This is a genomic window from Tardiphaga sp. P4_G1, assembly GCF_056401215.1.
On record NZ_JBFUJU010000016.1, the window covers coordinates 61095 to 86162 of the forward strand.

General features: G+C 63.0%; 26 protein-coding genes. 11 read left to right on the forward strand and 15 right to left on the reverse strand.

Features of this window, described 5'->3' with window-relative positions; genetic code table 11:
• Positions 1-229: 229 nt before the first annotated feature.
• The 8 genes from gatB to AC1DUY_RS29155 form a co-directional block, all read right to left on the reverse strand.
• Positions 230-1714: an Asp-tRNA(Asn)/Glu-tRNA(Gln) amidotransferase subunit GatB gene (gatB, locus tag AC1DUY_RS29120; protein WP_478118832.1), complete on the reverse strand. Its 1485-nt coding sequence runs from the start codon at positions 1712-1714 to the stop codon at positions 230-232.
• An 88-nt stretch (positions 1715-1802) separates the two neighbouring features.
• The gene (locus tag AC1DUY_RS29125; RefSeq protein WP_478118834.1) at positions 1803-3191 is read right to left on the reverse strand and encodes a patatin-like phospholipase family protein; all 1389 of its coding nucleotides are present in this window, start codon (positions 3189-3191) and stop codon (positions 1803-1805) included.
• Positions 3192-3392: 201 nt separating this feature from the next.
• Positions 3393-4490 (reverse strand): sensor histidine kinase, encoded by a 1098-nt coding sequence (locus tag AC1DUY_RS29130; protein ID WP_309945308.1) that lies wholly within the window; start codon positions 4488-4490, stop codon positions 3393-3395.
• Between the two features lie 87 nt (positions 4491-4577).
• Positions 4578-6056 (reverse strand): Asp-tRNA(Asn)/Glu-tRNA(Gln) amidotransferase subunit GatA, encoded by a 1479-nt coding sequence (gene gatA / locus AC1DUY_RS29135; protein ID WP_478118836.1) that lies wholly within the window; start codon positions 6054-6056, stop codon positions 4578-4580.
• Positions 6057-6290: a hypothetical protein gene (locus AC1DUY_RS29140; protein WP_478118838.1), complete on the reverse strand. Its 234-nt coding sequence runs from the start codon at positions 6288-6290 to the stop codon at positions 6057-6059. It lies immediately after the preceding gene.
• A 31-nt stretch (positions 6291-6321) separates the two neighbouring features.
• Positions 6322-6609, reverse strand: coding sequence for an Asp-tRNA(Asn)/Glu-tRNA(Gln) amidotransferase subunit GatC (gene gatC / locus AC1DUY_RS29145; protein ID WP_093761362.1), 288 nt, complete (start codon positions 6607-6609; stop codon positions 6322-6324).
• An 89-nt stretch (positions 6610-6698) separates the two neighbouring features.
• The gene (locus tag AC1DUY_RS29150) at positions 6699-7775 is read right to left on the reverse strand and encodes an NAD(P)H-dependent flavin oxidoreductase (protein WP_478118841.1); all 1077 of its coding nucleotides are present in this window, start codon (positions 7773-7775) and stop codon (positions 6699-6701) included.
• Positions 7776-7912: 137 nt separating this feature from the next.
• Positions 7913-8137 carry a hypothetical protein gene (locus AC1DUY_RS29155; protein ID WP_478118843.1) on the reverse strand — a complete coding sequence of 75 codons (225 nt, stop codon included), beginning with the start codon at positions 8135-8137 and terminating at the stop codon, positions 7913-7915.
• 83 nt (positions 8138-8220) lie between these two features.
• Here AC1DUY_RS29155 and AC1DUY_RS29160 point away from each other — a divergent pair, with 83 nt between their 5' ends.
• Genes AC1DUY_RS29160 through AC1DUY_RS29170 form a run of 3 tightly spaced genes read left to right on the forward strand, consistent with a single transcriptional unit; the run spans position 8221 to position 10248 of the window.
• On the forward strand, positions 8221-8778 hold the full coding sequence (locus tag AC1DUY_RS29160; RefSeq protein ID WP_478118845.1) for a GNAT family N-acetyltransferase: 558 nt from the start codon (positions 8221-8223) through the stop codon (positions 8776-8778).
• A 47-nt stretch (positions 8779-8825) separates the two neighbouring features.
• Positions 8826-9317 (forward strand): Holliday junction resolvase RuvX, encoded by a 492-nt coding sequence (gene ruvX / locus AC1DUY_RS29165; RefSeq protein WP_184517728.1) that lies wholly within the window; start codon positions 8826-8828, stop codon positions 9315-9317.
• A 4-nt stretch (positions 9318-9321) separates the two neighbouring features.
• The gene (locus AC1DUY_RS29170; RefSeq protein ID WP_093761352.1) at positions 9322-10248 is read left to right on the forward strand and encodes an AEC family transporter; all 927 of its coding nucleotides are present in this window, start codon (positions 9322-9324) and stop codon (positions 10246-10248) included.
• Positions 10249-10310: 62 nt separating this feature from the next.
• Here AC1DUY_RS29170 and AC1DUY_RS29175 read toward each other — a convergent pair whose 3' ends face one another.
• The 3 genes from AC1DUY_RS29175 to AC1DUY_RS29185 form a co-directional block, all read right to left on the reverse strand.
• Positions 10311-11105 carry a lysostaphin resistance A-like protein gene (locus AC1DUY_RS29175; protein ID WP_478118848.1) on the reverse strand — a complete coding sequence of 265 codons (795 nt, stop codon included), beginning with the start codon at positions 11103-11105 and terminating at the stop codon, positions 10311-10313.
• Positions 11102-12748, reverse strand: a complete 1647-nt coding sequence (locus AC1DUY_RS29180; protein ID WP_478118850.1) for an acyl-CoA dehydrogenase family protein — start codon at positions 12746-12748, stop codon at positions 11102-11104. The genes AC1DUY_RS29175 and AC1DUY_RS29180 overlap by 4 nt, the downstream gene beginning before the upstream one ends.
• Positions 12749-12815: 67 nt before the next feature.
• Complete coding sequence (locus AC1DUY_RS29185; protein WP_478118852.1) at positions 12816-13589, reverse strand: M15 family metallopeptidase; 774 nt, start codon at positions 13587-13589, stop codon at positions 12816-12818.
• Positions 13590-13735: 146 nt separating this feature from the next.
• On the opposite strand from AC1DUY_RS29185, the gene AC1DUY_RS29190 reads away from it, so the two are divergent.
• The 4 genes from AC1DUY_RS29190 to AC1DUY_RS29205 all read left to right on the forward strand — a co-directional run bounded on the left by AC1DUY_RS29190 (position 13736) and on the right by AC1DUY_RS29205 (position 17538).
• Positions 13736-14689 carry an aspartate carbamoyltransferase catalytic subunit gene (locus tag AC1DUY_RS29190; protein ID WP_089263769.1) on the forward strand — a complete coding sequence of 318 codons (954 nt, stop codon included), beginning with the start codon at positions 13736-13738 and terminating at the stop codon, positions 14687-14689.
• Positions 14690-14694: 5 nt separating this feature from the next.
• Positions 14695-15996 carry a dihydroorotase gene (locus tag AC1DUY_RS29195; protein WP_089263768.1) on the forward strand — a complete coding sequence of 434 codons (1302 nt, stop codon included), beginning with the start codon at positions 14695-14697 and terminating at the stop codon, positions 15994-15996.
• An 84-nt stretch (positions 15997-16080) separates the two neighbouring features.
• Positions 16081-16668, forward strand: a complete 588-nt coding sequence (plsY, locus tag AC1DUY_RS29200) for a glycerol-3-phosphate 1-O-acyltransferase PlsY (RefSeq protein WP_478118854.1) — start codon at positions 16081-16083, stop codon at positions 16666-16668.
• A 168-nt stretch (positions 16669-16836) separates the two neighbouring features.
• Complete coding sequence (locus AC1DUY_RS29205) at positions 16837-17538, forward strand: alpha/beta fold hydrolase (RefSeq protein ID WP_478118856.1); 702 nt, start codon at positions 16837-16839, stop codon at positions 17536-17538.
• A gap of 42 nt (positions 17539-17580) precedes the next feature.
• Here AC1DUY_RS29205 and AC1DUY_RS29210 read toward each other — a convergent pair whose 3' ends face one another.
• The gene (locus AC1DUY_RS29210; protein WP_478118858.1) at positions 17581-18045 is read right to left on the reverse strand and encodes a hypothetical protein; all 465 of its coding nucleotides are present in this window, start codon (positions 18043-18045) and stop codon (positions 17581-17583) included.
• A 79-nt stretch (positions 18046-18124) separates the two neighbouring features.
• On the opposite strand from AC1DUY_RS29210, the gene dprA reads away from it, so the two are divergent.
• Positions 18125-19273, forward strand: a complete 1149-nt coding sequence (gene dprA / locus AC1DUY_RS29215) for a DNA-processing protein DprA (protein ID WP_478118860.1) — start codon at positions 18125-18127, stop codon at positions 19271-19273.
• 4 nt (positions 19274-19277) lie between these two features.
• Here the strand turns inward: dprA and AC1DUY_RS29220 are convergent, their stop codons facing one another.
• Positions 19278-19658 carry a winged helix-turn-helix transcriptional regulator gene (locus AC1DUY_RS29220; protein ID WP_439077507.1) on the reverse strand — a complete coding sequence of 127 codons (381 nt, stop codon included), beginning with the start codon at positions 19656-19658 and terminating at the stop codon, positions 19278-19280.
• A gap of 97 nt (positions 19659-19755) precedes the next feature.
• Between AC1DUY_RS29220 and AC1DUY_RS29225 the strand changes: the two genes are divergently transcribed.
• Positions 19756-20364, forward strand: a complete 609-nt coding sequence (locus AC1DUY_RS29225) for an FMN-dependent NADH-azoreductase (protein ID WP_120292059.1) — start codon at positions 19756-19758, stop codon at positions 20362-20364.
• Between the two features lie 172 nt (positions 20365-20536).
• On the opposite strand, the gene AC1DUY_RS29230 is transcribed toward AC1DUY_RS29225, so the two are convergent.
• Positions 20537-21310 (reverse strand): glucose 1-dehydrogenase, encoded by a 774-nt coding sequence (locus tag AC1DUY_RS29230; RefSeq protein ID WP_120292057.1) that lies wholly within the window; start codon positions 21308-21310, stop codon positions 20537-20539.
• A gap of 126 nt (positions 21311-21436) precedes the next feature.
• Between AC1DUY_RS29230 and AC1DUY_RS29235 the strand changes: the two genes are divergently transcribed.
• Entirely contained in the window at positions 21437-21886 is a 450-nt protein-coding gene (locus tag AC1DUY_RS29235) for a winged helix-turn-helix transcriptional regulator (protein WP_441229955.1), read from the forward strand.
• Here AC1DUY_RS29235 and AC1DUY_RS29240 read toward each other — a convergent pair.
• Complete coding sequence (locus AC1DUY_RS29240; RefSeq protein ID WP_441229956.1) at positions 21875-22081, reverse strand: hypothetical protein; 207 nt, start codon at positions 22079-22081, stop codon at positions 21875-21877. The two genes, AC1DUY_RS29235 and AC1DUY_RS29240, sit on opposite strands and share 12 nt — an antisense overlap.
• Positions 22082-22313: 232 nt before the next feature.
• On the opposite strand from AC1DUY_RS29240, the gene topA reads away from it, so the two are divergent.
• Positions 22314-25058, forward strand: a complete 2745-nt coding sequence (gene topA, locus AC1DUY_RS29245) for a type I DNA topoisomerase (protein ID WP_478118864.1) — start codon at positions 22314-22316, stop codon at positions 25056-25058.
• Positions 25059-25068 lie beyond the last annotated feature (10 nt).

Here is a 25068-nt window from a genome sequence, read left to right on the forward strand (position 1 = left end):
GGACTCTGAGTCGGGATTTTTGGCAATGAAAATATTTTTCGGGAAAACGCGTTCGCGACTTATCGGTGCTGGCCACAACCGCACTTTTTGTCGACTGACGGCACGCCGATTCGCGATCTGATCCCGCGCTCGTGACCCTTTATCGCGTAGGTTACGACGCGCCAACGAGGTTCGCCAAAACGAAAACGGCGCCGCTTGAGGCGGCGCCGCGGTCATCGCAAGGCCGTCGTCAGATACCGAGCTTGCTCTTGAGGAGGTCGTTGACGACCTGCGGATTGGCCTTGCCGCCCGAGGACTTCATCACCTGGCCGACGAACCAGCCCATCAGAGCCGGCTTGGCCTGCGCCTGTGCGACCTTGTCGGGATTGGCTGCGATGATGTCGTCGACCACCTTCTCGATCGCGCCGGTGTCCGTCACCTGCTTCATGCCGCGCTCTTCGACGAGCGCGCGCGGGTCACCGCCTTCCGTCCAGACGATTTCGAACAGGTCCTTGGCGATCTTGCCGGAGATCACGCCTGCCCCGATCAGGTCGATGATGGCAGCCATCTGTGCCGCCGACACCGGCGACGACGCAATGTCCTGGCCTTCCTTGTTGAGGCGCCCGAACAGTTCATTGATCACCCAGTTGGCGGCGAGCTTGCCGTCGCGTGCTTTGTCGGCAAGCCCGGCGAGCGTCGTCTCGAAGAACTCAGCACTCTCGCGCTCGGCCACCAGCACGGCGGCGTCATAGGCCGACAGGCCGAACGCGCTGATGAACCGCGCCTTCTTCTCGTCCGGCAGTTCCGGCAGCTCGGCTTTCAGCGCGGCGACATAGTCCTCGCTGAATTCCAGCGGCAGCAGGTCGGGATCCGGGAAATAGCGGTAGTCATGCGCCTCTTCTTTGGAGCGCATCGAGCGGGTCTCGCCCTTGTTGGGGTCGTAGAGCCGCGTCTCCTGATCGATCACCCCGCCATCCTCGAGAATTCCGATCTGGCGGCGCGCCTCATAGTCGATGGCCTGGCCGATGAAACGGATCGAGTTGACGTTCTTGATCTCGCAGCGGGTTCCCAGGGGATCGCCCAGCTTGCGGACCGAGACGTTGCAGTCGGCGCGCAGGTTGCCTTTCTCCATGTCGCCGTCGCAGGTGCCGAGATAGCGCAGGATGGTGCGGAGCTTCGACACATAGGCCTGGGCCTGTTCGCTGGAGCGCATGTCTGGCTTGGAGACGATCTCCATCAGCGCGACGCCCGAGCGGTTGAGATCGACCGAGGTACTGGACGGATTGCGGTCGTGCACCAGCTTGCCGGCGTCCTGTTCGAGATGCAGGCGCTCGATGCCGACGATGGCGGTCTCGCCATCGGCCAATTCGATCGTGACCTCGCCCTCGCCGACGATCGGCGACTTGTACTGGCTGATCTGGTAGCCCTGCGGCAGGTCCGGATAGAAATAATTCTTGCGGTCGAAGGTCGAGCGCCGGTTGATCTGTGCGTTCAGGCCAAGCCCGGTGCGCACCGCCTGCTTGACGCATTCCTCGTTGATGACCGGCAGCATGCCCGGCATGGCCGCATCGACCAGCGACACATGGCTATTCGGCGCACCTCCGAACTCCGTGGACGAGCCGGAGAACAGCTTGGCGTGAGAATTGACCTGGGCGTGGATCTCCAGACCGATGACCATTTCCCAGTCGCCGGTGGCGCCCTTGATGAGCTTCGAAGGTTTGACAGGTGCGTTCATGGAGCGGTTTCTACCGCGACCGCGGGCGCGGGAAAACCCCCAGTGAGGCTTTCCAGCGTCGCTTCCAGGGCATTTGCCCCCTATCCGATCAGATGCCCGAAGCGAAAGCCCTGAACACGGAGCTGGCACGCAACGTCTCGCGGCCGGCCAGGATCAAGTCATCGACCTGTCCCTGCGGCAGCTGGAAACGCGTCGGAACTGCTTCGAGCACTGCGGCACGCGCCGGATCTAGCTGATCGAACCCAAGCCGGCCGACGAAGAGCTGCAGATCGGTACAGCGCCAGCCGGGCCGCGCGCCATAGCGGGCTCGCTCTGCCGCCGACAAGCCGCAGCGCCACTTGATCAGCGACGATTGCCAGTCCTTCATGGTTCGGTCGAATGCGGTGTAGCTGGAGCCGATGCTGGCATCCATAGTGGTGTCCACCGCAGCCTTGATCAGATCGACGCCTTCAGGCCCTTCCACCGTATTGATCCAGTTGCCGGAGAGACCGACTTTGGAATCCACCACCATAAATATCCCGCGGCGCAGCCGGACCGCCTGCTGCGGTGTCATCGGGCCATAGGGTGTCTCGGAGGATTCGCGCACGATGGTCAGCGCAGAGACGCCATAGTTGTCGACCAGCCCGCCATCCATCAGCTTGATGTAGGGCACCGCGCCGTCGCGGTAACGCATCACTGCCTTGGAATAGGCACTCAACATCGGCGACGCATTGCGGTTCGCGGCTGCGCGCGCGACCCAAGGCGGCAGCGGCTCGTTGCATGTGCCGGGGAAGGCCTGCACCACGGCCGGCGCAAAGGCGAGCGGCACCGCGGCCGACGCAGCCACGGCGCCCGACAGCGGATACTTGCTGAGATCGCTGCAGATCGCGGCGAAGGCCGTGTTGTCGAACACGAACGGCACGCGGTTATAGATGTCCGAGGCGTTGATCCAGACCCGTGGCGAACCGCTATTTCGCAGGCTGCCAAAAGTCGCATTGTGGAACAGGTTGGCGTCGAGCCAACTGGTGAAGCCCTTGGAGTCATTGATGCCGCCGCCCAAGGCACGGCCGATAGTACCTAGCGACAACTGCGTCGTCAGTCCGGCCTCGGCATTCTGCAGCAGGAAGCGCTCGCGGAAATCAGACAGCGCCGCGCGCTTCTTCAATCCGTAATAGGCCGCCGTGACCGAACCGCCAGAAACGCCGGACAGAAAATCGATGCGCTCCAGCATGGTGTCGGATGCACCGCGCATGCGGATGCTGCCCAGTTCTTCCAGGACACCGAACGAAAACGCCGCAGCGCGCGTGCCACCGCCTGAGAACGAAAAACCGATCAGCAGGTCGTCCTGCTCGGCAGCATCCTTGAAAACGGCGTCGAGATTGGGATCGAGGGAGGCGCCGGCCAGCGGCACGTTGGCGGGAAGGTTGTAGACCGACGTACAGCCCAGCAGCAGCGCACAGGTCGTGACCACGACACCGATCGAACGCAACGCACTCATCACTTCTCTACCGATCCCACAAGACGGCCGCACCAAACGGCACGGACCGTGTCCGGACGGTCCCCAATCCGGAATCTCAATCAGATATTACCGTAAAGCGTTGCAATTCGATGCAAACTGACGATCCGGCACCAATCGCGCCAGCAACGTGGCTAATGAATGGTGAAACAAGGTGCGCGCCAAATGGCGCAGCGCCAATCCTCAGTTCAGCTGCGTGCCTGGCGCGGCATCAAATACCAGCGTGAACCAGCTGCCCTGCCCGCGAATGCTCTCGGCGTTGAACTTCACGTTCGGCGCATTCTCTTTGAGCGTCTGCAGGATCAGCGCGCCGAGCTTGCGCGGCGACGGCCAGTCCTGGCCTTCGCCAAGGCCGATGCCGTCATCGGCGACAACCACCGTGACGTGGCCGCCTTCCAGCTTGCAGATCAGCTTGATCTGACCGCCGGCACGGCCGATGAAGGCGTATTTCAGCGCATTGGTCAGCATCTCATTGACCAGCAGTCCCGCCGGCATCGCGATATTGATCGACATCGGGCAATAGCCGACCTGCAGATCGAGCGTGATATCCGCCGTCGCGCTGGCAGCCATCACCGCATTGGCGATGTCCGATAGATACTGTCCGAGATCGATCTCGGGCGTCGCATTCTCGTCGGACAGCGTCCGGTACAGCACCGTCAGCGCATCGATCCGGCTCGCCAGCCGGCCGAGCGCAACAGCCTCGCCTTCCACGGCCGAGCGGGCTTCGAGCCGCACCAGCGCCGTGATGAGTTGCAGATTGTTCTTCACCCGATGCTGCAGCTCGCGCATCAGCATGTCGCGATCGCGTATCTGGTTCTCGAATTGCTCGATCTGCGCACGCTCGCGGCCACCGACATCGACCAGCGCGGCGATCCGGAAATTCTCGACGCCGTCGTCACTCTCGATCACCGAGGCATAGGCCTGAACGATCACCAGCCGATCGACCGGCACCGACGGCCGGAAAACACCGATGAAGTCCTCGCCATCGCGGATCGCTTCGCCCAGCGTCTGGCTCTGGTTGTCTTCGTTGAGAAAGCCGTCGAGACAGGTCCAGCTCTGGCCTTCGACATCGGCAGGCGCCATTGTCATCAGTTGCTCGAAGGCCTTGTTGATATAGACAACCTGCTGATCGCTGCCCAATCCGCGCGAGATGGCGAGCGCAACGGGAACATGATCCAGCAGATGCTTGTAGCGATCATTCTCGATCGCCTGCGCAAGCTTCGGGGAACCCAGAATCTGATCGACCTGTTGGGAAGGCGGAAGCCCGTCGTCGGTGCTCATGCACGGTCCATGCTCATGGGCAAACCATGGCCAAGTGCACCGCAAAACGCAATGTCAAACGCGCAACACTTCACGCGGATGATGATGTCAGGCCCACCACTTGGGCGGCGTGAAACGCCCCGATGCCTGCTCAATGGTTTCGCCGAGCGAGAACAGCGTCTCCTCATCGAACGGACGGCCGATCAGCTGCAATCCGAGCGGCAATCCCTGCGCATCCTTGCCGGCGGGAACCGCTATACCCGGCAGGCCGGCCATGTTCACCGTCACCGTGAAGATGTCGTTGAGATACATCTCGATCGGATCGGCGCCACCCTTCTCGCCGATGCCGAAGGCCGCCGACGGCGTCGCCGGCGTCAGGATCGCATGGATGCCCTTGGCAAAGCACTCCTCGAAGTCGCGCTTGATCAGCGTGCGCACCTTCTGCGCGCGCAGATAATAGGCGTCGTAATAGCCGGCGGAGAGCACATAGGTCCCGATCATCACGCGGCGGCGCACTTCCGCGCCAAAGCCTTCAGCGCGGGTATTCTCATACATGTCACTGATGCTGCGGCCGGGCACGCGCAGGCCGTAGCGCACACCGTCATAGCGCGCGAGGTTCGACGAGGCTTCGGCGGGCGCCACGATGTAATAGGCCGGCAGCGCGTATTTAGTGTGCGGCAACGACACGTCGACGAGTTCGGCACCGGCGGCCTTGAGCTGCGCAGCGCCTTCCGACCAAAGCTTTTCGATCTCGGCCGGCATGCCGTCGATGCGATATTCCTTGGGAATGCCGATCTTCATACCCTTCACGGACTTGCCGATCGCCGCCTCGTAGTCCGGCACGTCGCGATCCACGGACGTCGAGTCCTTCGGATCGTAGCCGGCCATCGAGCGCATCAGGATCGCGGTATCGCGCACGGTGCGCGCGATCGGCCCGGCCTGGTCGAGCGAGGACGCGAAAGCGACCGTGCCCCAGCGCGAGCAGCGGCCATAGGTCGGCTTCATACCGACGATGCCGGCGAACGCCGCGGGCTGGCGGATCGAGCCGCCGGTGTCGGTCGCGGTGGCACCAAGACAGAGTCCTGCGGCAACGGCCGAAGCCGAACCGCCGGACGAGCCGCCAGGCACCAGATTGACGTCGGAGCCGTCGCGCCGCCACGGATTGATCACCGGACCGAAGAACGAAGTCTCGTTCGCCGAGCCCATGGCGAATTCATCATTGTTGAGCTTGCCGAGCATAACCGCACCGTCACGCCACAGCTGTGCGGTCACGGTCGACTCGTAAGGCGGCACGAAATTGCCAAGGATTTTCGAACACGCGGTTGTGCGCACGCCCTTGGTCGCGAACAGATCCTTGATCCCGAGCGGGACGCCGCCAAGCCAGCCGCCCTCGCCCTTGGCGAGTCTCGCGTCGGCCGCCTGCGCCATGGCGCGCGCCTGATCCGGCGTCTCCAGCACATAGGCGTTCAGCACGCGTGCGGCTTCCATCGCCTTGAGATGCGCATCGGTCAGTTCGACTGACGTGAAGGATTTGGTCCCAAGGCCGTCACGCGCCTCGGCGAGTGTCAGCGACGTCAGATCTGTCATCTATTTATTGACCGGGCTGCAAAAGAAGGGAGAGAGCGTCTTGTCGTTTTCAGGTGCATCTTTTTTGAAAGAGCTGCGGCGGAGCTTGTCGTCAGTCTGCTGTGCGGCCTGAACCTTGTCGAGGATGGCATCCATGGCCGCGTCGACGTCCTTGACCTTCCCCTGACGCTCCATCTCGTCGAGGTAGTCCATATAGAGCTGATAGGACTTTTCATCGTCGCAAAGCAGGCACATGGCGGTTTCCGTCCAAACGGTTCTTGCTCGATTACTCGACGACCTTCGGCACCAGGAAGAAGTGATCCTCCGACTCCGGCGCATTCGCCGTCACCGCATCGACGATCTCGCCGTCATTGACCACGTCGGCGCGCTTCTTCATCTCCATGGGCATCACCGAGGTCATCGGCTCGACGCCGTCGACATTCACTTCCTGCAACTGCTCGACAAAGGCCAGCATCGCGTTCAGCTCGCCCTGCAGATGGGGAACTTCAGCGTCTGTGACCGCGATCCGCGCAAGATGCGCGATACGGCGAACGGTGGCAGCATCGACGGACATTATATAGGGCCTCAGGCGAAATCTGCCCGCCGTATAGCAGACGGAGGTTTCGCGCCGCAACCGGTGGACGCCTCCGCCTGTTTGACGCCCTAGCCCCGCAATTCGGCCATCCGCGCCAATGCCGCCGCCGCCAGCGACCGCGTCAGCTCTGCCGCAGGCCGTTCGCTGCCCATTCCGACCGACTGTCCGGCCCAGAGATTGGTAAAATCGGCCCGACCGAGCTTCTCGGCGGCGGCTTTCAGAGGCCCCAGCGCGGTCGCCGAATGCGGGAACGCCGGCGCATCGGGCGATACCGGCCCGACCTCGCGCATCACACGGTTGATGACGCCGCGGGCCGGACGGCCGGTCATGACATTGGTGATGACGGTGGAAGCATCCGACGCCCCGGCCAGGGCTGCACGGCCCGGTCCGCTCACCTTGGATTCCGGTGTACGCAGATAGGCGGTGCCAATCTGCACACCGGCCGCGCCGAGCGCAAAGGCTGCCGCGATGCCACGCCCATCGGCGATACCGCCCGCCGCGATCACCGGCACCTTCACCGCATCCACCACCTGCGGCAACAGCGCGAACAGGCCGGGCTGCGTGGCGATATCCTCGGTCAGGAACATGCCGCGATGACCGCCGGCCTCCGCCCCCTGCGCAATGACCGCGTCGACGCCGCGCTCTTCGAGCCAGACGGCTTCCTTGACGATGGTCGCAGAGGCAATGACCCGACAGCCGGCTGCCTTGATGCGCTTCAAGAGCGCCGGGTCCGGCAGGCCGAAGTGAAAGCTGACCACTTCGGGCTTCAGCTCTTCCACCAGCGCGCACATCGCCTCATCGAACGGCGCGCGGTTGGCCGCATTGATGTCTGCATTCGGATCGAGCCCGAGTTCGGTGTAATAGGACGACAGCCGCTTGCGCCAGTTGGCCTCGCGTGCCGGATCGGCGTCCACCGCCGTATGGCAGAAGTAATTCATGTTGACCGGCGCGGAGACGCGCTGGCGCACGATATTGATCTGCTCACGGGCTTTCTCCGGCGAGATCATTGCGCACGGCAACGAGGCCAGCGCGCCGCCCTCCGCTGCGCCGATCATGATGTCGGCATCCTGCACACCGGCCATCGGCGCCTGCACGATGGGAAATTCGGTGCCGAAAAGGTCGATCAGTCGGCGGTCGGGCCACATGGGGGATCTCCGGATTCTTGCGGCAATGCCTCTGAATCCAGCGGCAAAGCAGTGACGATCTTGAGACGAACGTGAGGAAATGGCACGCGCATCATTGCCGAGCCTTGCTCAGGCTAACACGGCCGCACCCGCGTGAGCTATGCGGTTGCGCGGGGGATGAGCATCCACCTGCGCAGCGCCACGCCGGCCCAGATCGCCTCCACCAGCCCGAACGGCCAGGCGCCCTGCAGGAAGCCATAGAGCGATCCGAGCCCGCAGGCGCCGGCAAAGGCCAACGTGAACCACGGACTGCGTGCCTCCAGCGCGTAGCAGACCAGCATGGCGCTGACGGCGAACAGTCCAAACAGGCTGAGAGCGTCCATAGATCGAGCTCGTGACGTAAGACGCAGAAACGCGGGAACGATGCTACCTTGCCGCAAATCACCACCGATGTGAAACGCGACCGATGACCGCTGCCATTCCCGAACTCATCACGCCCAGACTGATCCTGCGCCCACTCGTGCTGGGTGACTCCGATGCCGTGCAAAGGCTTTTCCCGCGAATAGAGGTGGTGCGTTTCCTGGCCAGCCGCGTGCCATGGCCCTACCCGGCTGATGGCGCCTTCACTTTCCTGCGCGATGTCGTGCTGCCAAGCATGGAGGCTGGCACCGAATGGCACTGGTCGATCCGCCTGAAGACCGCACCGGATCAGCTGATCGGTATGATCAATGTCAGGGACAGCAGTGACGATAACCGCGGCTTCTGGCTCGATCCCGCCTGGCACGGACAAGGCCTGATGACCGAGGCCAGCGACGCCGTCACCGATTACTGGTTCGACACCCTGCAGCGGCCCGTGTTGCGTGTCATCAAGGCCATCGCCAATACTGCTTCGCGCCGGATTTCGGAAACATCCGGCATGCGCGTGATCGCCACCGAGGATCGCGACTACGTCTCCGGCCGTTGGCCCTCGGAAATCTGGGAAATGACCGCCGAGGAATGGCGCAGCCGCCGTCCGCCCCGATAATTGCGGCGCAGCGTTTGATCTGATGGCTCCGCGTGTTATGCGGGACCATGCCTGCTGTGATCCTCCCCCTCGTCGAAGCCGCCGCATATCTGCCCGCCCGCGGCGCACTGATCGGTCTCGATCTCGGCACCAAGACCATTGGTGTCGCGGTGTCCGATCCCGATCGCCGTCTCGCGACCGGCATTGAGACTGTCGAACGAACTGCTTTCAAGGCCGATGCCGCACGCCTCATCAAGCTTGCCGCTGAGCGAAATATCTGCGGCTTCGTCCTTGGTCTTCCCATCAATATGGACGGCAGCGAGGGACCGCGCGCGCAATCGACCCGCGCCTTCGCCCGCAACTTCTCGAAACTGACTGAATTGCCAATCGCCTTCTGGGACGAGCGGCTCTCCACATCTGCGGTCGAGCGCGAACTGATCGCCAATGATGTCAGCCGCGCCAAACGCGCCAAGGTCATCGACGAACATGCCGCGATCTTCATTCTTCAGGGCGCGCTAGATCGCCTCGCCGCCTTGCTGCGCACGCCGGATATTCGCTGACCCCATGCTGACGGTATTTGCCGCTCTCGTCCCGGTCTTCCTGCTCATCGTGCTCGGCTACGCGCTGCGGCGCCTGCTGCTGAAACAGAACATCGAATGGGTCGGGCTGGAACAGCTCGTCTATTACGTCCTGTTCCCCGCCCTGCTCATCGACACACTGGCGCGCGCCAATCTGGCGTCGGTGCCCATCGCAGGTGTCGGCGGTGCCTTGTTGCTCTCCGTCATCCTGATGTCTGCGCTATGTCTGGCGCTGCGTCCGTTGCTGGCGCGGGCCATCGGCCTCGATGGGCCGGCATTTACGTCACTATTTCAGGGCGCCACGCGTTGGCAGACCTTCGTGGCACTATCGGTCGCTGGCAATCTGTGGGGCGATCTCGGCATCACGCTGGCCTCCGTCGCCATGGTGGCGATGATCCCGCTGCTGAATATTCTGGCGGTCTGGGTGCTGGCGCATTACGCCTCGCCGCAGCGGATGGCGTGGCCAGCGCTGCTGCTGACCATCGCCAAGAACCCGCTGATCTGGGCCTGCGTGATCGGCCTCGCGATCAACCTGGCCGGATTGCCCGTGCCGCGCCCCGCACACGAATTCCTCGATGCGCTCGGGCGCTGCTCTCTGGCGATGGGCCTGCTCATTGTCGGCGCAGGTCTTCAACTCGAAGGCCTGCACAGACCCGGCATGGCTGCAGCACTGACGGTCGTCTTGAAACTGGCCGTGATGCCGCTGATCGCCATGGGCCTCGGCATCGCCTTCGGCCTGTCCGGCGCCAATCTCGCGGTGGTCGTCTGCTGCGCGTCGGTGCCGTCGGCGTCGAACGGCTATATTCTGGCGCGGCAGATGGGCGGCGACGCGCCCCTCCTGGCGCAGATCCTGACCATTCAGACCACGCTGGCGGTCCTGACCATGCCCGTCTTCATTGCGCTGGCGGAATAGGTTTTTCTTTTTTTGAGCATGATCTTGCCCGAAAACCGGTTCCCACTTTTCGGGATCATGCTCTAGGGCGATATCACACCGTTCGCGATGAGCAGCGTCTGAACAGTCGCCGCCAGATTGTTGAGGCCATGCAGAAAGATCGTCAGCCATGTCGAGTGGCTGCGATAGCGCATATAGCCGAACAGCAGGCCGATGGTGAAAATCTCGACGAAAAAGAACCAATCGTACTGCAGATGCATCGCCGTCCAGACCAGCGATGATGCCACGATGGCGCCAAACGGCCGCAAGAACGATTCCGACCAGCCGCGATAGAGGAAGCCTCGCGCGAAGAACTCTTCGGTCATCGGCGCGCCGACGCAGAACGCGATCACGAGCAGCCACAGCGCGCCGTCGGCGCGGGCCGACTTCAACACTTCCAGCATGAAAGTCGGCGCGGAGTCGCGCCCCATGCCTTTTGCGACCAGCTCCCAGGCGCCGACCAGCGCGATCAGCGCCACCGTGCCGATGACATAGTTTTTCCAGGACGTGCCGCGTAGCCCCAGATAGTCCGCAAAGGATTGCCGCGCCATGCGCGTCGCCAGCCACAGCGCCAGACACACGGCCGGAAGCCCCATGAGAACGGACGCGGCGATGGTCGTACCGCTGCTCATCGCCTTGATCAGCAGCGCCGCATCGAGTGGCGCATCCTTGATCAGGAGGTAATAGGCGACGACGGTCAACTGACCGACGAACATCGCTGCAAAAGCGAACAGCCCCCAGAGGCTGGTGCCCCAGAATTTCCAGACACGCGGCGGCTTTGTCGCGGGTGGCAGATCCGAGGGTGCGACGGGAGCGATCGGCGTCTCCAGTGCACTCACTGCGGCAACGCCCGCTCGAGCAGTCCCCGACCCTGAGCTTCGGTCAATTCAGCGGTGCCGTAGATCGTACTGCGCGCACCATCGAGGCGTGTCCGCGCAAACAGTTCGGCATGGGGCGGATGCACCATGTTCAGTGCGGCGCAGGCCGCCAGCAATGCCAGCGATTCCACTGCTTGCCGCGCTACACGCTCGCTATCGGGCCGCAGCAAGGTGCGAATGATAAAGGCCGCAGTGTCGGCCGCGCCGGGCAGTCCGCGCGTCTCCAGCATCAGATCCTGCAGCACCGCGGTCGATGCGTCGCCTTCGCGCGACAGCGCCCGTAGCACATCGAGGCACATCACATTGCCGGAGCCTTCCCAGATCGCATTGACCGGCGCCTCACGATAGTGCCGCGCCAGAATGCCCTCCTCGACATAGCCGTTGCCGCCCATGCATTCCATGGCCTCGTAAAGGAAGCCCGGCGCCGATTTGCAGACCCAGTACTTCACCACCGGCGTGAGGAAACGCATATACGCCGCCTCGGACGTATCCTCCGCCGCCAGGTCGAAGGAGCGACACAGCCGCATCACCAGCGCCGTCGATGCCTCCACATGCAGCGCCATATCGGCGAGCACGCTTTGCATCATCGGCTGGTCGGCAAGATGTTTCTGGAACACGCTGCGATGCCTGGCGTGATGCAGCGCATGAGCCAGACCCGAGCGCATCAATCCGGCCGATGCTGTGGCGCAATCCTGCCGCGTCAGCTGCACCATCTGGATGATGGTGCGGATGCCCTTGCCCTCGTCGCCGACGCGCAGTGCATAGGCGTCGTTGAATTCGACTTCCGACGAGGCGTTGGAGCGATTGCCGAGCTTGTCCTTCAGACGCTGGAAATTCAGCGCGTTGAGCGAGCCATCGGGCCGGAATCGCGGCATGAAGAAACAGCTGAGGCCATCTTCGGCTTGCGCCAGCACCAGAAACGCGTCGCACATCGGTGCCGACATGAACCATTTGTGGCCGCTGATGCGATACGCATCGCCGTCGCGCACCGCGCGCGTCATGTTGCTGCGCACATCCGTGCCGCCCTGCCGCTCGGTCATGCCCATGCCCAGCGTCATGCCACGCTTGGCCGACCATGGCGCAAAGCTCGGATCGTAATCGCGGCTGGCGATGACCGGCATCACCCGCGCCAACACATCCGGCTGCATCGCCAGCGCGCCGACGGCAGCCCGTGTCATGGTGATAGGGCATAGATGTCCGGTCTCGACCTGCGCGGCCATGTAGAATTTTGCGGCGCGCGCCACTTCGGACGCGCCTCGCGCGGACTTGCCGTCACGCGTCCATGTCGAATTGTGAATTCCCGCTGCAACGCTCTGTGCCATCAGCTCGTGATAGGCTGGATGAAACTCAATCTCGTCGCGCCGGTTACCGCGTGCATCGAAAGTCCGCAGCTTCGGCGTATTCTCGTTGGCCAGCCGCGCGCGCTGCGCCATCTCGGCCGATCCCCAGAGCTGACCGAATTCGGCGTGGTCGACATAGGCGAACGAGCCCTCATTCATCGCAACGGCTTCCACGAGCGGCCGGTCCAGCTCGAACAGATTGACGTCCTCGAAGGGAGGCGACTGGTTGAGCACCGCATGAATGGCAGAGGTAGCGTCGGTCATGAATCAGTTCCGGCTGGAGGCGGTATTGCGAATCATTTTACGCCGGATCGGGCGGGATTTCACGGGGCTATCTTGCCTGCCGTGCAATCGGGAAATCGTAGGCGCGCGCACCTGTGCCCGGCAGCGAGAAGTGCCACCATTCCTTGGAATAATTCACAAAGCCCTGCCTGCCCATCGCAGTCACCAGGAGATCGCGCCAGCGCCGCTGCGCGGGTGAGATCGCGCGCGATCCGGTATGCGCCTTGGCATCGGAGCAATCGTAACCCGTGCCCATGTCAACGCTGCCCTCGGGCGCGCGCTGTGCTTCCGGCGCGATGCAGCTGGCATAGGCCTTGTTCGGATCGAATGTCGGCGACGCCGGCGCGCGCAGATCGACCAGCGTCAGATCGAGCGCCGCGCCGGTGGAGTGGCCCGAGCGCTCGGCGATGTAGCCGAGCCTGAACAGATCGGCTTTACTGAAGGCTGGATTATAGCGCTTCTGCGCCGGCGTCTCGTTGCCATCGCGCGCCCACGCCACCATGTCGCGCGACGCCCGCGCCGGCCGATAGCAATCCAGCATTTTCAGCGACAGGTTTTGCGCCATCAACTCGCGCTGCACCTTCTGCAGCGCGAGGCCGACTAGGCGCTTCACCACGCATTCCGCGCTATCATAGCCGCTGAGCTTGCGGCCGACGAAATTGTTGACGCCGGCATAGCGGATGTCCTGCCGGATCGAGGGATCGATATCCCTAAGGAACACGAAATCGTCAGGCAGGTTTTGCGCCTGCGCAGGCTGGGCGCTCCACGCCAGCCAGAGCCCCGCCGAGACCACCCTCAACAGTCGATTTGGAGAACGTCTCATCAGCAGGCTCGCGATCCAAACGGGCGACTTTACGGCGATTTATACCCATCATCTTTACCCTGCCACCGGACTGACCGGGGGATAACCGAAAAGCGGACGAATCGCGCTTGCTCCGCTTTTCAACTCTGCCTATAGCTTTCGTTTTAATGACCCAAGCCACGAAATCCTCTTTCGTCCTCGGACACCGGCATTTGCTGGGCATCGAGGGCCTTTCCGCCGCGGATATCACCGGCCTCCTCGACCTGTCCGAGGAATATGTCGAGCTGAACCGCCAGGTCGACAAGAAGCGTTCCTCGCTGCGCGGTCGCACCCAGATCAATCTGTTTTTTGAGAATTCGACGCGCACCCAGTCGTCGTTCGAACTGGCCGGCAAGCGGCTCGGCGCCGACGTCATGAACATGTCGGTGTCATCGTCCTCGATCAAAAAGGGCGAGACGCTGATCGACACCGCGATGACGCTGAACGCGATGCATCCCGACATTCTCGTGATGCGCCATCATGCCTCCGGCGCGGTCGAACTGCTGGCGCGCAAGGTCGACGGCTCCGTCATCAATGCCGGCGACGGCGCCCATGAACATCCGACACAAGCTCTGCTCGACGCATTGACCATCCGTCGCAACAAGGGCCGCCTCGAAGGTCTCGTGATCGCGATCTGCGGCGACGTGCTGCATTCGCGGGTCGCCCGCTCCAACATTCTCTTGCTCAACACGATGGGCGCACGCGTCCGCGTGGTCGCGCCCTCCACGCTGCTGCCACCGGGCATCGAGCGCATGGGCGTCGAGGTCGCGCGCGACATGCGCGAGGGCCTCAACGGCGCCGACATCGTGATGATGCTGCGGCTGCAGCGCGAGCGCATGAACGGCTCCTTCGTGCCTTCGTCCGCCGAATATTTCCAGTATTTCGGCCTCGACCAGAAGAAGCTCGCTTACGCCAAGCCCGATGCGCTGGTGATGCATCCCGGCCCGATGAACCGCGGTGTCGAGATCGACTCCCTCGTCGCGGACGGCGCGCAGTCGCTGATCCGCGAACAGGTCGAGATGGGCGTAGCGGTCCGCATGGCCGTGCTCGAAGCGCTCGCGCGCAACCTGCCGAACGCGTGATGCCCATGCTGACAGATCGCCGCCCTATCCTCCTCGCCAATGCGCACCTGATCGATCCATCCAGCGATCTCGACGGCGTCGGTGACGTCCTGATCGCCGACGGCGTGATCCGCGATGCCCGCCGTGGCATCGGCGCGGCCGGTGTGCCTGAAGGCACCGACATCATCAATTGCGTCGGCAAGGTCGTGGCCCCCGGCCTCGTCGACATGCGCGCTTTCGTCGGCGAGCCCGGCGCCAGCCACCGCGAGACTTTCGCCTCTGCCAGCCGTGCAGCCGCAGCTGGCGGCATCACCACCATCATCTGCCAGCCGGATACCTCGCCGACCATCGACAATTCCGCCACAGTCGACTTCGTGCTGCGGCGCGCCCGCGACACCGCCATCGTCAACATCCATCCGATGGCCGCCCTGACCAAGGGCCTCGAAGGCCATGAGATGACCGAGATCGGGCTGCTGAAAGCGGCCGGCGCCGTCGCTTTCACAGATGCCGACAAGAGCATCACCAACGCGCAAATCATGCGCCGTGCGCTGACCTATGCGCGCGATTTCGACGCGCTGATCGTGCATTACACCGAGGATCCCGACCTCGTCGGCGAAGGCGTGATGAATGAAGGCGAGCGCGCGTCACGGCTCGGCCTGATGGGCATTCCCAATGCCGCCGAAGCCATCATGCTGGAGCGCGACATGCGTCTCGTCGCCCTCACCGGCGGGCGCTACCATGCGGCCTCACTGACCTGCATCGAATCCATCGAGATCCTGAAGCGTGCCCGCGACGCCGGCTTGCGTGTCAGCGCCTCCGCGTCGATCAATCACCTGACGTTGAACGAAAACGACATCGGGCCCTATCGCTCCTATCTCAAATTGTCGCCGCCGCTCCGCACCGAAGAGAACCGCCGCGCGCTGGTCGAGGCCGTCGCGTCAGGATTAATCGACGTCATCATGTCCGACCACAATCCGCAGGATGTCGAGACCAAGCGGCTGCCATTCGCCGAAGCCGCGCCGGGTGCCATCGGCCTCGAAACAATGCTGTCGGCGGGATTGCGGCTGATCCACAATGGCGAGCTCACCTTCACCCAGTTGATCCGTGCGATGTCGACACGCCCGGCCGAACTGCTGGGCCTGCCCGGCGGCACGCTGCGCCCCGGCGCTGTCGCCGACATCATTGTCATTGACGCCGATGTACCGTGGGTGCTGGATCCCGCGGACCTGAAATCGCAATGCAAGAATACTCCATTCGACGAAGCCCGCTTCACGGGGCGCGTCGCACGCACTATTGTTGGCGGACGCACCGTTTACGAGCACGTCTGACGCGGAGCACGCGTTTAAAGGCACCGAAAGCGGAGCGCGTCTGAGAGCACGAAAATGCGAAGCGCGTCTTAGAATAGAGGTCCAATGATCGTTCTCTACATATTCGCCGCCGCGCTCGGTTATTTCCTCGGCTCGGTTCCGTTCGGGCTGGTGCTGACCAAGCTCGCCGGCACGCAGGACATCCGCACCATCGGCTCGGGCAATATCGGCGCCACCAACGTGCTGCGCACCGGCCGCAAGGGCCTCGCAGCGGCGACGCTGCTGCTTGACGCCCTCAAGGGCACCGTCGCCGTGATCATCGCCGGCAGCGTCGGTGGTCCAATGCCGGCCATGATCGCCGGTCTCTTCGCGTTCCTGGGCCACCTCTTCCCGGTCTGGCTCGGCTTCAAGGGCGGCAAGGGTGTCGCCGTCTATATCGGCATCATGTTCGGCCTGTACTGGCCTGCCGCCATCGTGTTCTGCCTTGCCTGGCTCGCCTGCGCCTTCACCTCGCGCTACTCGTCATTCTCCGCGCTGACCGCCAGCGCCATCACGCCGATCTTCCTGTGGTGGGCCAAGGCACCGCAACTCGCCGTGCTGGCCACCGCGTTGACGCTGCTGCTGTGGTTCATGCACCGCGAGAACATCAAGCGATTGCTGAACGGCACCGAAGGCAAGATCGGCGCGAAGTAGTAGTTGCAGCATTAAAACATCAGAATCCACGGCCAAGATCTCCCGGCGCGGCGCCACTTCCCACCAGACAAGTCTGCAAAGGCTCCACGCGTGCTTCATCTACACAGATCAAGCAGGCCGAACCTACCCGCTGTCGTATTCCTGCACGCAATCGGAACCAGCGGCTGGATGTGGCAGGAGCAGATCGAGCAGTTGACGGATTTCGATTGTCTCATCCCCGATCTGCCGGGCCATGGGCACAGCCATGACGTCAGGTGGCGCTCGTTCGAGCAGACCGCCGATCTCGTCGCGGAGATCATCCGCAAAAATGTACCGTCGGGGCGCGCGCATGTCGTCGGTCTCTCGCTCGGCGCCTATGTCGGGCTGACGCTTCTGGCGCGGCATCCCAGTGTCGTCGAGCGGGCCGTGTTGAGCGGGATCAACGTGTTGCCGCTCCCCAACAGATGGCTGATCGACGCCGCCGCCTATGCGATTGCGCCGCTGATCAAAACCCGGCTGTTTGCGCGCCTCAACGCGCGGGCACTGAACATTCCAGCGGATCGGTTCGAGGCCTATCGCCGATCGCTTCAGCCGTTGTCTATCCGAGACTTCATCGGAGCAAGCCACGACGCCAGCGCGTTTTCACTTCCCGCGAACGCGGCAGCAATTCAAACGCCGACGCTGCTCGCCGCGGGCGAACACGAACACCCCTTGATCCTCGCTTCAATGGCGCGGCTGCGCCAGGTGCTGCCGAATTCGCAAGCGCGGCTGGCCAAGGGCGTCGGCCATGCCTGGAATGGTGAACGACCTGACTTGTTCGCCGCCACCGTCAAGGCATGGTGCGCGCAGCGCGAACTTCCCGACGAACTAATGAATTTGACGATGCAGTAGCCGAAGAAACAAGCGGCATTCTGATCACGCCACGCGAGGACATTAAGACACCCGCGCACCCTGCTTCGCGTCGAGATCGAACTCCCAGATCTCGACGCCGCGGCTGATCAGGTGGCCGTTGTTCTTGATATAGTGTGAGATCAGACTCACCTTCGAATGCGGGTGAAGATGTTTGAGCACGAACAAAATCTTCCGATAGTCGCGCGGCGCCGCACCGAACAGCAGCATGGCTTCGTTCATGCCGCGGATCTTGGCGCTCGGCCGATTGCCGGACACTGTCCAGGTGTAGGACTTGCACTCCACCAGGACGCGCGGGCTGGCGCTGCCGAGATCGAAGCGCTTGTTCTTCTGCAGCCGGTGGCCGACGGGTACGACGAAATTGCGCGCAAGCTGCACGCCCTCGGAATGAAAGAAGATCTGCGCCGCTTCCTCGAACTCACGCCCAACGGCGGCGTTGCTCGATGCGCCGATCCGCTGGAAGTTGTTCACGTCCCAAAGCATTGCCATCACTGAACACAAGCCATCAGGGCTCACCCCTACTCTCGCACCTTAAGTACGAATGTCAATTGAATGCATCCTTAAGTTGATGGATGCTCTCCAACGGGGGGAGCGTGGCTTGGACAGCATCTCACAGGGCAGCACACAGCTTACGGACGCTCAGCGGCTCGATTGGTTGCGGCTGATCCGCAGCGACAATGTGGGGCCGCGTACTTTTCGATCGCTGATCAACCATTTCGGCAGCGCACGCGCCGCGCTGGAGCGGCTGCCCGATCTGGCGCGCCGCGGCGGCGCTGCCCGCGCCGGCCGGATCTGCAGCGCCGACGACGCACAGCGTGAACTCGACCTCGGACGCAAGATGGATGTCGCGCTTGTCGCGCCCGGTGAGCCCGGCTACCCGCCGCGATTGGCGGGGATCGACGATGCACCGCCGCTGCTCGGCATCCGCGGCAAAGTGGATGCGCTGATGCGGCCGATGATCGCCATCGTCGGCTCGCGCAATGCGTCCGGCGCAGGACTGAAGTTCGCCGAGAGACTGGCGCGCGATCTCGGCGACGCAGGCTTCGTGATCGTGTCGGGCCTCGCACGTGGCATCGATCAGGCCGCGCATCGCACCAGCACCACCAGCGGGACGGTCGCTGTGCTGGCTGGCGGTCATGACAAAATCTATCCGCCCGAACACGAGGGCCTGCTGTTCGCCCTGGTGGACAACGGCGGCGCGATTTCCGAGATGCCGCTCGGCCATGTCCCACGTGCTCGCGATTTCCCGCGTCGCAATCGCCTGATCTCGGGTGCAGCGCTCGGCGTCGTCGTGATCGAAGCGGCGCATCGCTCGGGCTCGCTGATCACCGCGCGGATGGCCGCCGAACAGGGCCGCGAAGTGTTTGCCGTGCCGGGCTCGCCGCTCGATCCCCGCGCCGCCGGCACCAACGACCTCATCAAGCAAGGCGCGGCGCTGGTCACCGAAGCATCCGACGTCATCAATGCGGTCGCGCCGATCATGGAGCGGCCGATCGAATTGCCGAGCCGTGAACCTGATGACGTCACGTCATTCGATGAACCAGACAGCAGCGACCGCGCACGCGTGATCGCATTGCTCGGTCCAAGCCCGGTAGGCATCGACGATCTTATCCGCCTCGCCGGCACGTCGGCCCCCACGGTCCGCATTGTGCTGCTGGAGCTCGAGCTTGCCGGACGGCTGGAGCGTCATGGCGGAGGGTTGGTGTCGATGATCTGAGGACTCAGTCCTGCGAATTGCGCCCGTCGAAGTTTTTTCGTGCGGTGTCGATATCGGGCAGATGTTGCTGCGCCCATTCGCCGAGCTTTATGACCGGATCGCTCAGGCCTCGGCCGAGATCCGTGAGTTCATAGTCCACACGCGGGGGCACGGTCGGAAACACGGTACGCGTCACCAGACCGTCGCGTTCAAGCCCGCGCAAGGTCAGGGTCAGCATCCGCTGCGAGATGCCGCCGACCATCCGTTTCAACTCGTTGAAGCGCCGTGGACCGTCGCCGAGCAGCATGATCACCAGCACGCTCCATTTGTCGCCGACCCGCGCCAACACCGAGGCAACGCCGCGACAGTCGCTCTCCTGATGCGGAATCGCCGGCAAAGCAGGCACCTTTTTGTGCTCGGGTTTCAAAATTGTGCCTTCTTGTGCGGTTTCGGCCAGTCACTCATGTAGCGTCAGTTACAAACCAATACCATGAGGTGACCACATGAAACTGCTCCATATCGATTCCAGCGTTCTCGGCCCCCACTCCGTCAGCCGGCAGGTTTCCGCCGCCATTACCGACCGGCTGGCCAAGGCCAATCCCGGCCTTGAGACCACCTATCGCGATCTCACCACCACGCCGCTGGCGCATCTGTCCGGCTCCCATCTCGCCGTCGCGCAGGGCGCAGCGCCCGATGCGGCGCTTCAGCCCGATCTCGCCGCCGGTAGTGCCGTGCTGGAGGAGTTTCTTGCTGCCGATATCGTGGTGATCGGCGCACCAATGTACAACTTCACCATTCCGAGCCAGCTCAAGGCGTGGATTGATCGCATCCTCGTCGCCGGCAAGACATTCAAATACGGCGACAAGGGTGCCGAAGGCCTCGCGGGCAGCAAGCGCGTCATCGTCGCCATTTCACGCGGCGGCTTCTACGGCGCGGACATGCCGACGGCTGCCGGCGAACATCTCGAAACCTATCTGCGCTGGGTGTTCGGCTTCATCGGCGTCACCAATCTCGAATTCATCGCCGCCGACGGCATCATGATGGGACCGGAGCTACGCGAGAAAGCCGTTGCCGGTGCCTTGCAGGCAGCGACAGATCTGCACGCGGCTTAACTAACGCGTCGTTCCGGGGCGCGTCTTCAGCGCAGCTGAATGCGCGAACCTCAGCCACTCCAATTGGAGTGGCGAGGAACCTCGAAATGAGATTCACATATCGAGATCCCGGGTTCATGCCGTCCGCTGCGCGTTCGGCCTGCCCCGGGATGACGATGCGCGTTGCGATCATTCAGCTACGATAGGCCGGTGCACCTGCCGGGGCCGATGTCACGCCGCCATCGACGAAAATCTCGGCGCCCTGGATGTTCGATGCATCATCCGACGCGAGAAACAGCACGGTCTTCGCAACTTCTTCCGGCTTGCCGAAACGCCCGAGCGGAATGGTCTGCGACAGGCGCTTCTCGAATGCGTTGAAAGCTTCCGGCGTCGGCGCAACACGGTCCCAGATCGGCGTCGCGGTCGCGCCCGGCGAGACCACGTTTACGCGGATGTTGCGCGGCGACAGTTCGGACGCCATCACGCGGGCCATCGCGCGCACGCCGGCCTTGCTCGCGGCATAGGCAGCATAGCCGGGATTTCCGAGCACGGAGATCACCGAACCGTTGAGAATGATGGACGCGCCATCGTTGAGATGCGCGGCTGCCGCCTGCACGGTGAAGAACACGGCGGTGATGTTGGTCTTCAAGACGGACTCGAACACATCGAGCGCGGTGCCACCCACTGGCGTATGCGCGCTGATGCCTGCATTGGCGAATACGATGTCGAGCTTGCCGAATTTCTCGACAGCTTTGGCCACGGCATTCTCGGTGGCAGCAATGTCAGTCGCATCAGCCACGATGCCGATCGCATTCGGGCCGAGTTCGGCCACCGCCGCGTCGAGCCTCGCCTTGTCGCGACCAGTGATGGCCACCTTGGCGCCCTCAGCGACGAAGAGCTTCGCCGTGGTCAGTCCAATACCGCTATTGCCGCCCGTGATGAGCGCCGTCTTGTTCGCCAAACGCATGGTGATCTCCTGATGATCAAGTGGTTGCTTTTTAAAACCACATTGCCATTTAGGGCGGATGGTTTCATAATGCAACCACATGTCCGCTAATCACTGCATTTCTTTTTCCCGCCGCTGGAAAGTCGCATGGCCAAACGCACCAGTCTCAAGGACTCCACCTGCCCCGTCGCCCGCTCCATGGAGGTGATCGGCGACTGCTGGACGATGATGATCATCCGCGACGCCATGCTGGGCGCCCGGCGCTTCGGCGAATTCCAGAAGAGTCTCGGACTGGCGAAGAACATTCTCGCCGTCAGGCTGAAAGCCCTCGTGGAGGACGGCATCCTGAAACTGGAGCCGGCAGCCGACGGCAGCGCCTATCAGGACTATGTCCTGACCCCGAAAGGCCAGGCGGTTCATCCAATCATGGTGGCGCTGCGCCAGTGGGGCGAGGATTATGCGTTCAAGCCCGGCGAACCGACGACCATCATGGTCGATCGCAAGCGTGGCAAGCAGATCAAGAAGCTGGAACTGCATGCGGCCGACGGCAGGCTGCTCGGCTATGGCGACACCACGATTGTGCCCTCAACGGCCTGACGGCTTGCGCAAGTCACACAGCCGCAGGATCTCCTCGGTTTCGAGATGCGCCATGTCGAGCAGGTAAGCGAGCATGTCGTGGCGATGGCGGCGCGCCATCCGCGACAGATCGCGGACCGCACTCTTTATATAAAGAGCCGCCTCCTCGGGCCCGCCATCGCCCTGCGCCTGATCGTCCGGAATGGGCGGTGTCATAGGCATTCCCTACCCGGGCAGTCCGGGCGAAATCAGCACCAACGAAGCATCAAATCATACCCCCAATGGTTGCATTTTACAACCCTTGGTAAGTGATTGGGAACCAACAGGCGTGGCCATCAACAACTCACGATTTGACACGAGACCCCTTCGCACCCATGTTCGCCGCGAAACGGCTGGCGCGACTCTCGCAGACCCAAGCCGGATTCCCCCTGTAAGTTATTGGAATCACATGAATCTCGTCATTGTCGAGTCGCCTTCAAAGGCCAAGACGATCAACAAGTATCTGGGCAAGGACTATGAGGTCCTGGCGTCGTTCGGCCATGTCCGCGACCTTCCCGCCAAGAACGGATCGGTCGATCCCGACGCCAATTTCCAGATGATCTGGGAGATCGACCCCAAGGCCGCCAGCCGGCTGAACGACATCGCCAAGGCCGTCAAAGGCGCCGACAAGCTCATTCTCGCGACCGACCCTGATCGCGAAGGCGAAGCGATCTCCTGGCACGTGCTCGAAGTCCTCAAGCAGAAGCGCGCCCTGAAGGACCAGAAAATCGAACGCGTGGTGTTCAACGCGATCACCAAGCAGGCCGTCACCGACGCGATGAAGAACCCACGCGAGATCGATGGCGCACTGGTCGACGCCTATATGGCGCGCCGTGCACTCGATTATCTGGTGGGCTTTACGCTTTCTCCTGTGCTGTGGCGCAAGCTGCCCGGCGCCCGCTCCGCCGGCCGCGTGCAATCGGTCGCGCTGCGCCTGGTCTGCGACCGCGAGCAGGAAATCGAGAAGTTCATCCCGCGCGAATACTGGTCGCTGGTGACCACGCTGGCGACGCCGCGCGGCGAGAGTTTCGAAGCCCGCCTGGTCGGCGCTGACGGCAAGAAGATCCAGCGTCTCGATATCGGCACCGGCGCCGAAGCCGAGGACTTCAAGAAGGCCATCGAAGCCGCCAACTTCATGGTCTCCACGGTCGACGCAAAACCCGCGCGCCGCAATCCGCAAGCGCCGTTCACGACCTCGACGCTGCAGCAGGAAGCCAGCCGCAAGCTCGGCTTCGCGCCGGCGCACACCATGCGCATTGCGCAGCGTCTCTATGAAGGCATCGACATCGGCGGCGAAACCACCGGTCTCATCACCTATATGCGAACCGACGGCGTGCAGATCGACCCCTCCGCCATCACTCAGGCTCGCTCTGTCATCGGCGAAGACTACGGCAAGCAATATGTGCCGGACGCCGCGCGGCAATATACGAGCAAGGCCAAGAACGCGCAGGAAGCGCACGAAGCGATCCGTCCGACCGATATGTCGCGTCGCCCGGCGAGCCTGCGCGGCCGTCTCGATAGCGATCAGTCGCGGCTCTATGAATTGATCTGGATGCGCACCATCGCCAGCCAGATGGAATCCGCCGAGATGGAGCGCACCACCGTCGATATCGCTGCCAAGGCAGGTTCGCGCCTGCTCGAATTGCGCGCCACCGGTCAGGTCGTGAAGTTCGATGGTTTCCTTGCGGTCTATCAGGAAGGCAAGGACGACGACGCCGAGGATGAAGATTCACGCCGCCTGCCCGCCATGAGCGAAGGTGAAGCGCTGAAGAAAGAGAACCTCGCGGTTACCCAGCATTTCACCGAACCGCCACCGCGCTTCTCGGAAGCCTCGCTGGTCAAGCGCATGGAAGAGCTCGGCATCGGCCGTCCCTCGACCTATGCATCGATCCTGCAGGTGCTGAAGGATCGCGGCTACGTTCGTCTCGAAAAGAAGCGCCTGTACGGCGAGGACAAGGGCCGCGTCGTCGTCGCCTTCCTCGAAAACTTCTTCGCCAAATATGTGGAATACGATTTCACCGCAGCGCTGGAAGAGAACCTCGACAGGATCTCCAACAACGAGATTTCCTGGCAGCAGGTGCTCAAGGATTTCTGGACCGACTTCATCGGCGCCGTGAACGAGATCAAGGATCTGCGCGTGGCGCAGGTGCTGGATGCGCTCGACGAGATGCTCGGCCCGCACATCTACGCCCCGCGCGAAGACGGCGGCGATCCGCGCCAGTGCCCGACCTGCGGCACCGGTCGTCTCAATCTGAAGGCCGGCAAGTTCGGCGCCTTCGTCGGCTGCACGAATTATCCGGAATGCCGCTACACGCGTCCGCTCGCCGCCGATAGCGGTGCCAACGCCGATCGCGTGCTCGGCCCCGATCCGGTGTCAGGTCTCGAAGTCGCGGTGAAGGCCGGGCGTTTCGGGCCCTATATCCAGCTTGGCGACGCCAAGGATTACGAAGAAGGCGAGAAGCCGAAGCGCGCCGGCATTCCGAAGAACACGTCGCCCAGCGATGTCGAACTCGATCTGGCACTCAAGCTCCTGTCGCTGCCGCGCGAGATCGGCAAGCACCCGGAGACCGGCGAGCCGATCACCGCAGGCCTCGGCCGTTTCGGGCCGTTCGTGAAACATGAGAAGACCTATGCCAGCCTCGACGCCGGCGACGAGGTGTTCGATATCGGCCTCAACCGCGCGGTCACGCTGATCGCCGAGAAAATCGCCAAGGGCCCATCAGGCCGTCGTTTCGGCGCCGATCCCGGCAAGCCGCTCGGCGACCATCCGACCCTCGGCGGCGTCGCCGTGAAGGGCGGGCGTTACGGCGCCTATGTCACCGCGGGCGGCGTCAATGCAACGATCCCGAGCGACAAGACCCAGGAAACGATCACGCTCGAAGAGGCCATCGCGCTGATCGACGAGCGTGTGGCCAAGGGCGGCATCAAGCCGAAGCGCGGCGCCAAGAAAGCACCGGCGAAGAAGGCCGTCGCCAAGAAGGCCGACGCGGCCGAGAAGAAGCCGGCGGCCAAGAAGGCCGTTGCGAAGAAAGCCGCAGCTAAACCCAAGGCTGAAACGGCTGCCGCCAGCAAGGCGCGCGCGCCGGTGAAGGCGAAGACATCGCCTGCCAAGAAGAAGGCCGCGAAAACGGTCGCGAAGAAAAGCGCTGGCTAGAACGGACAAT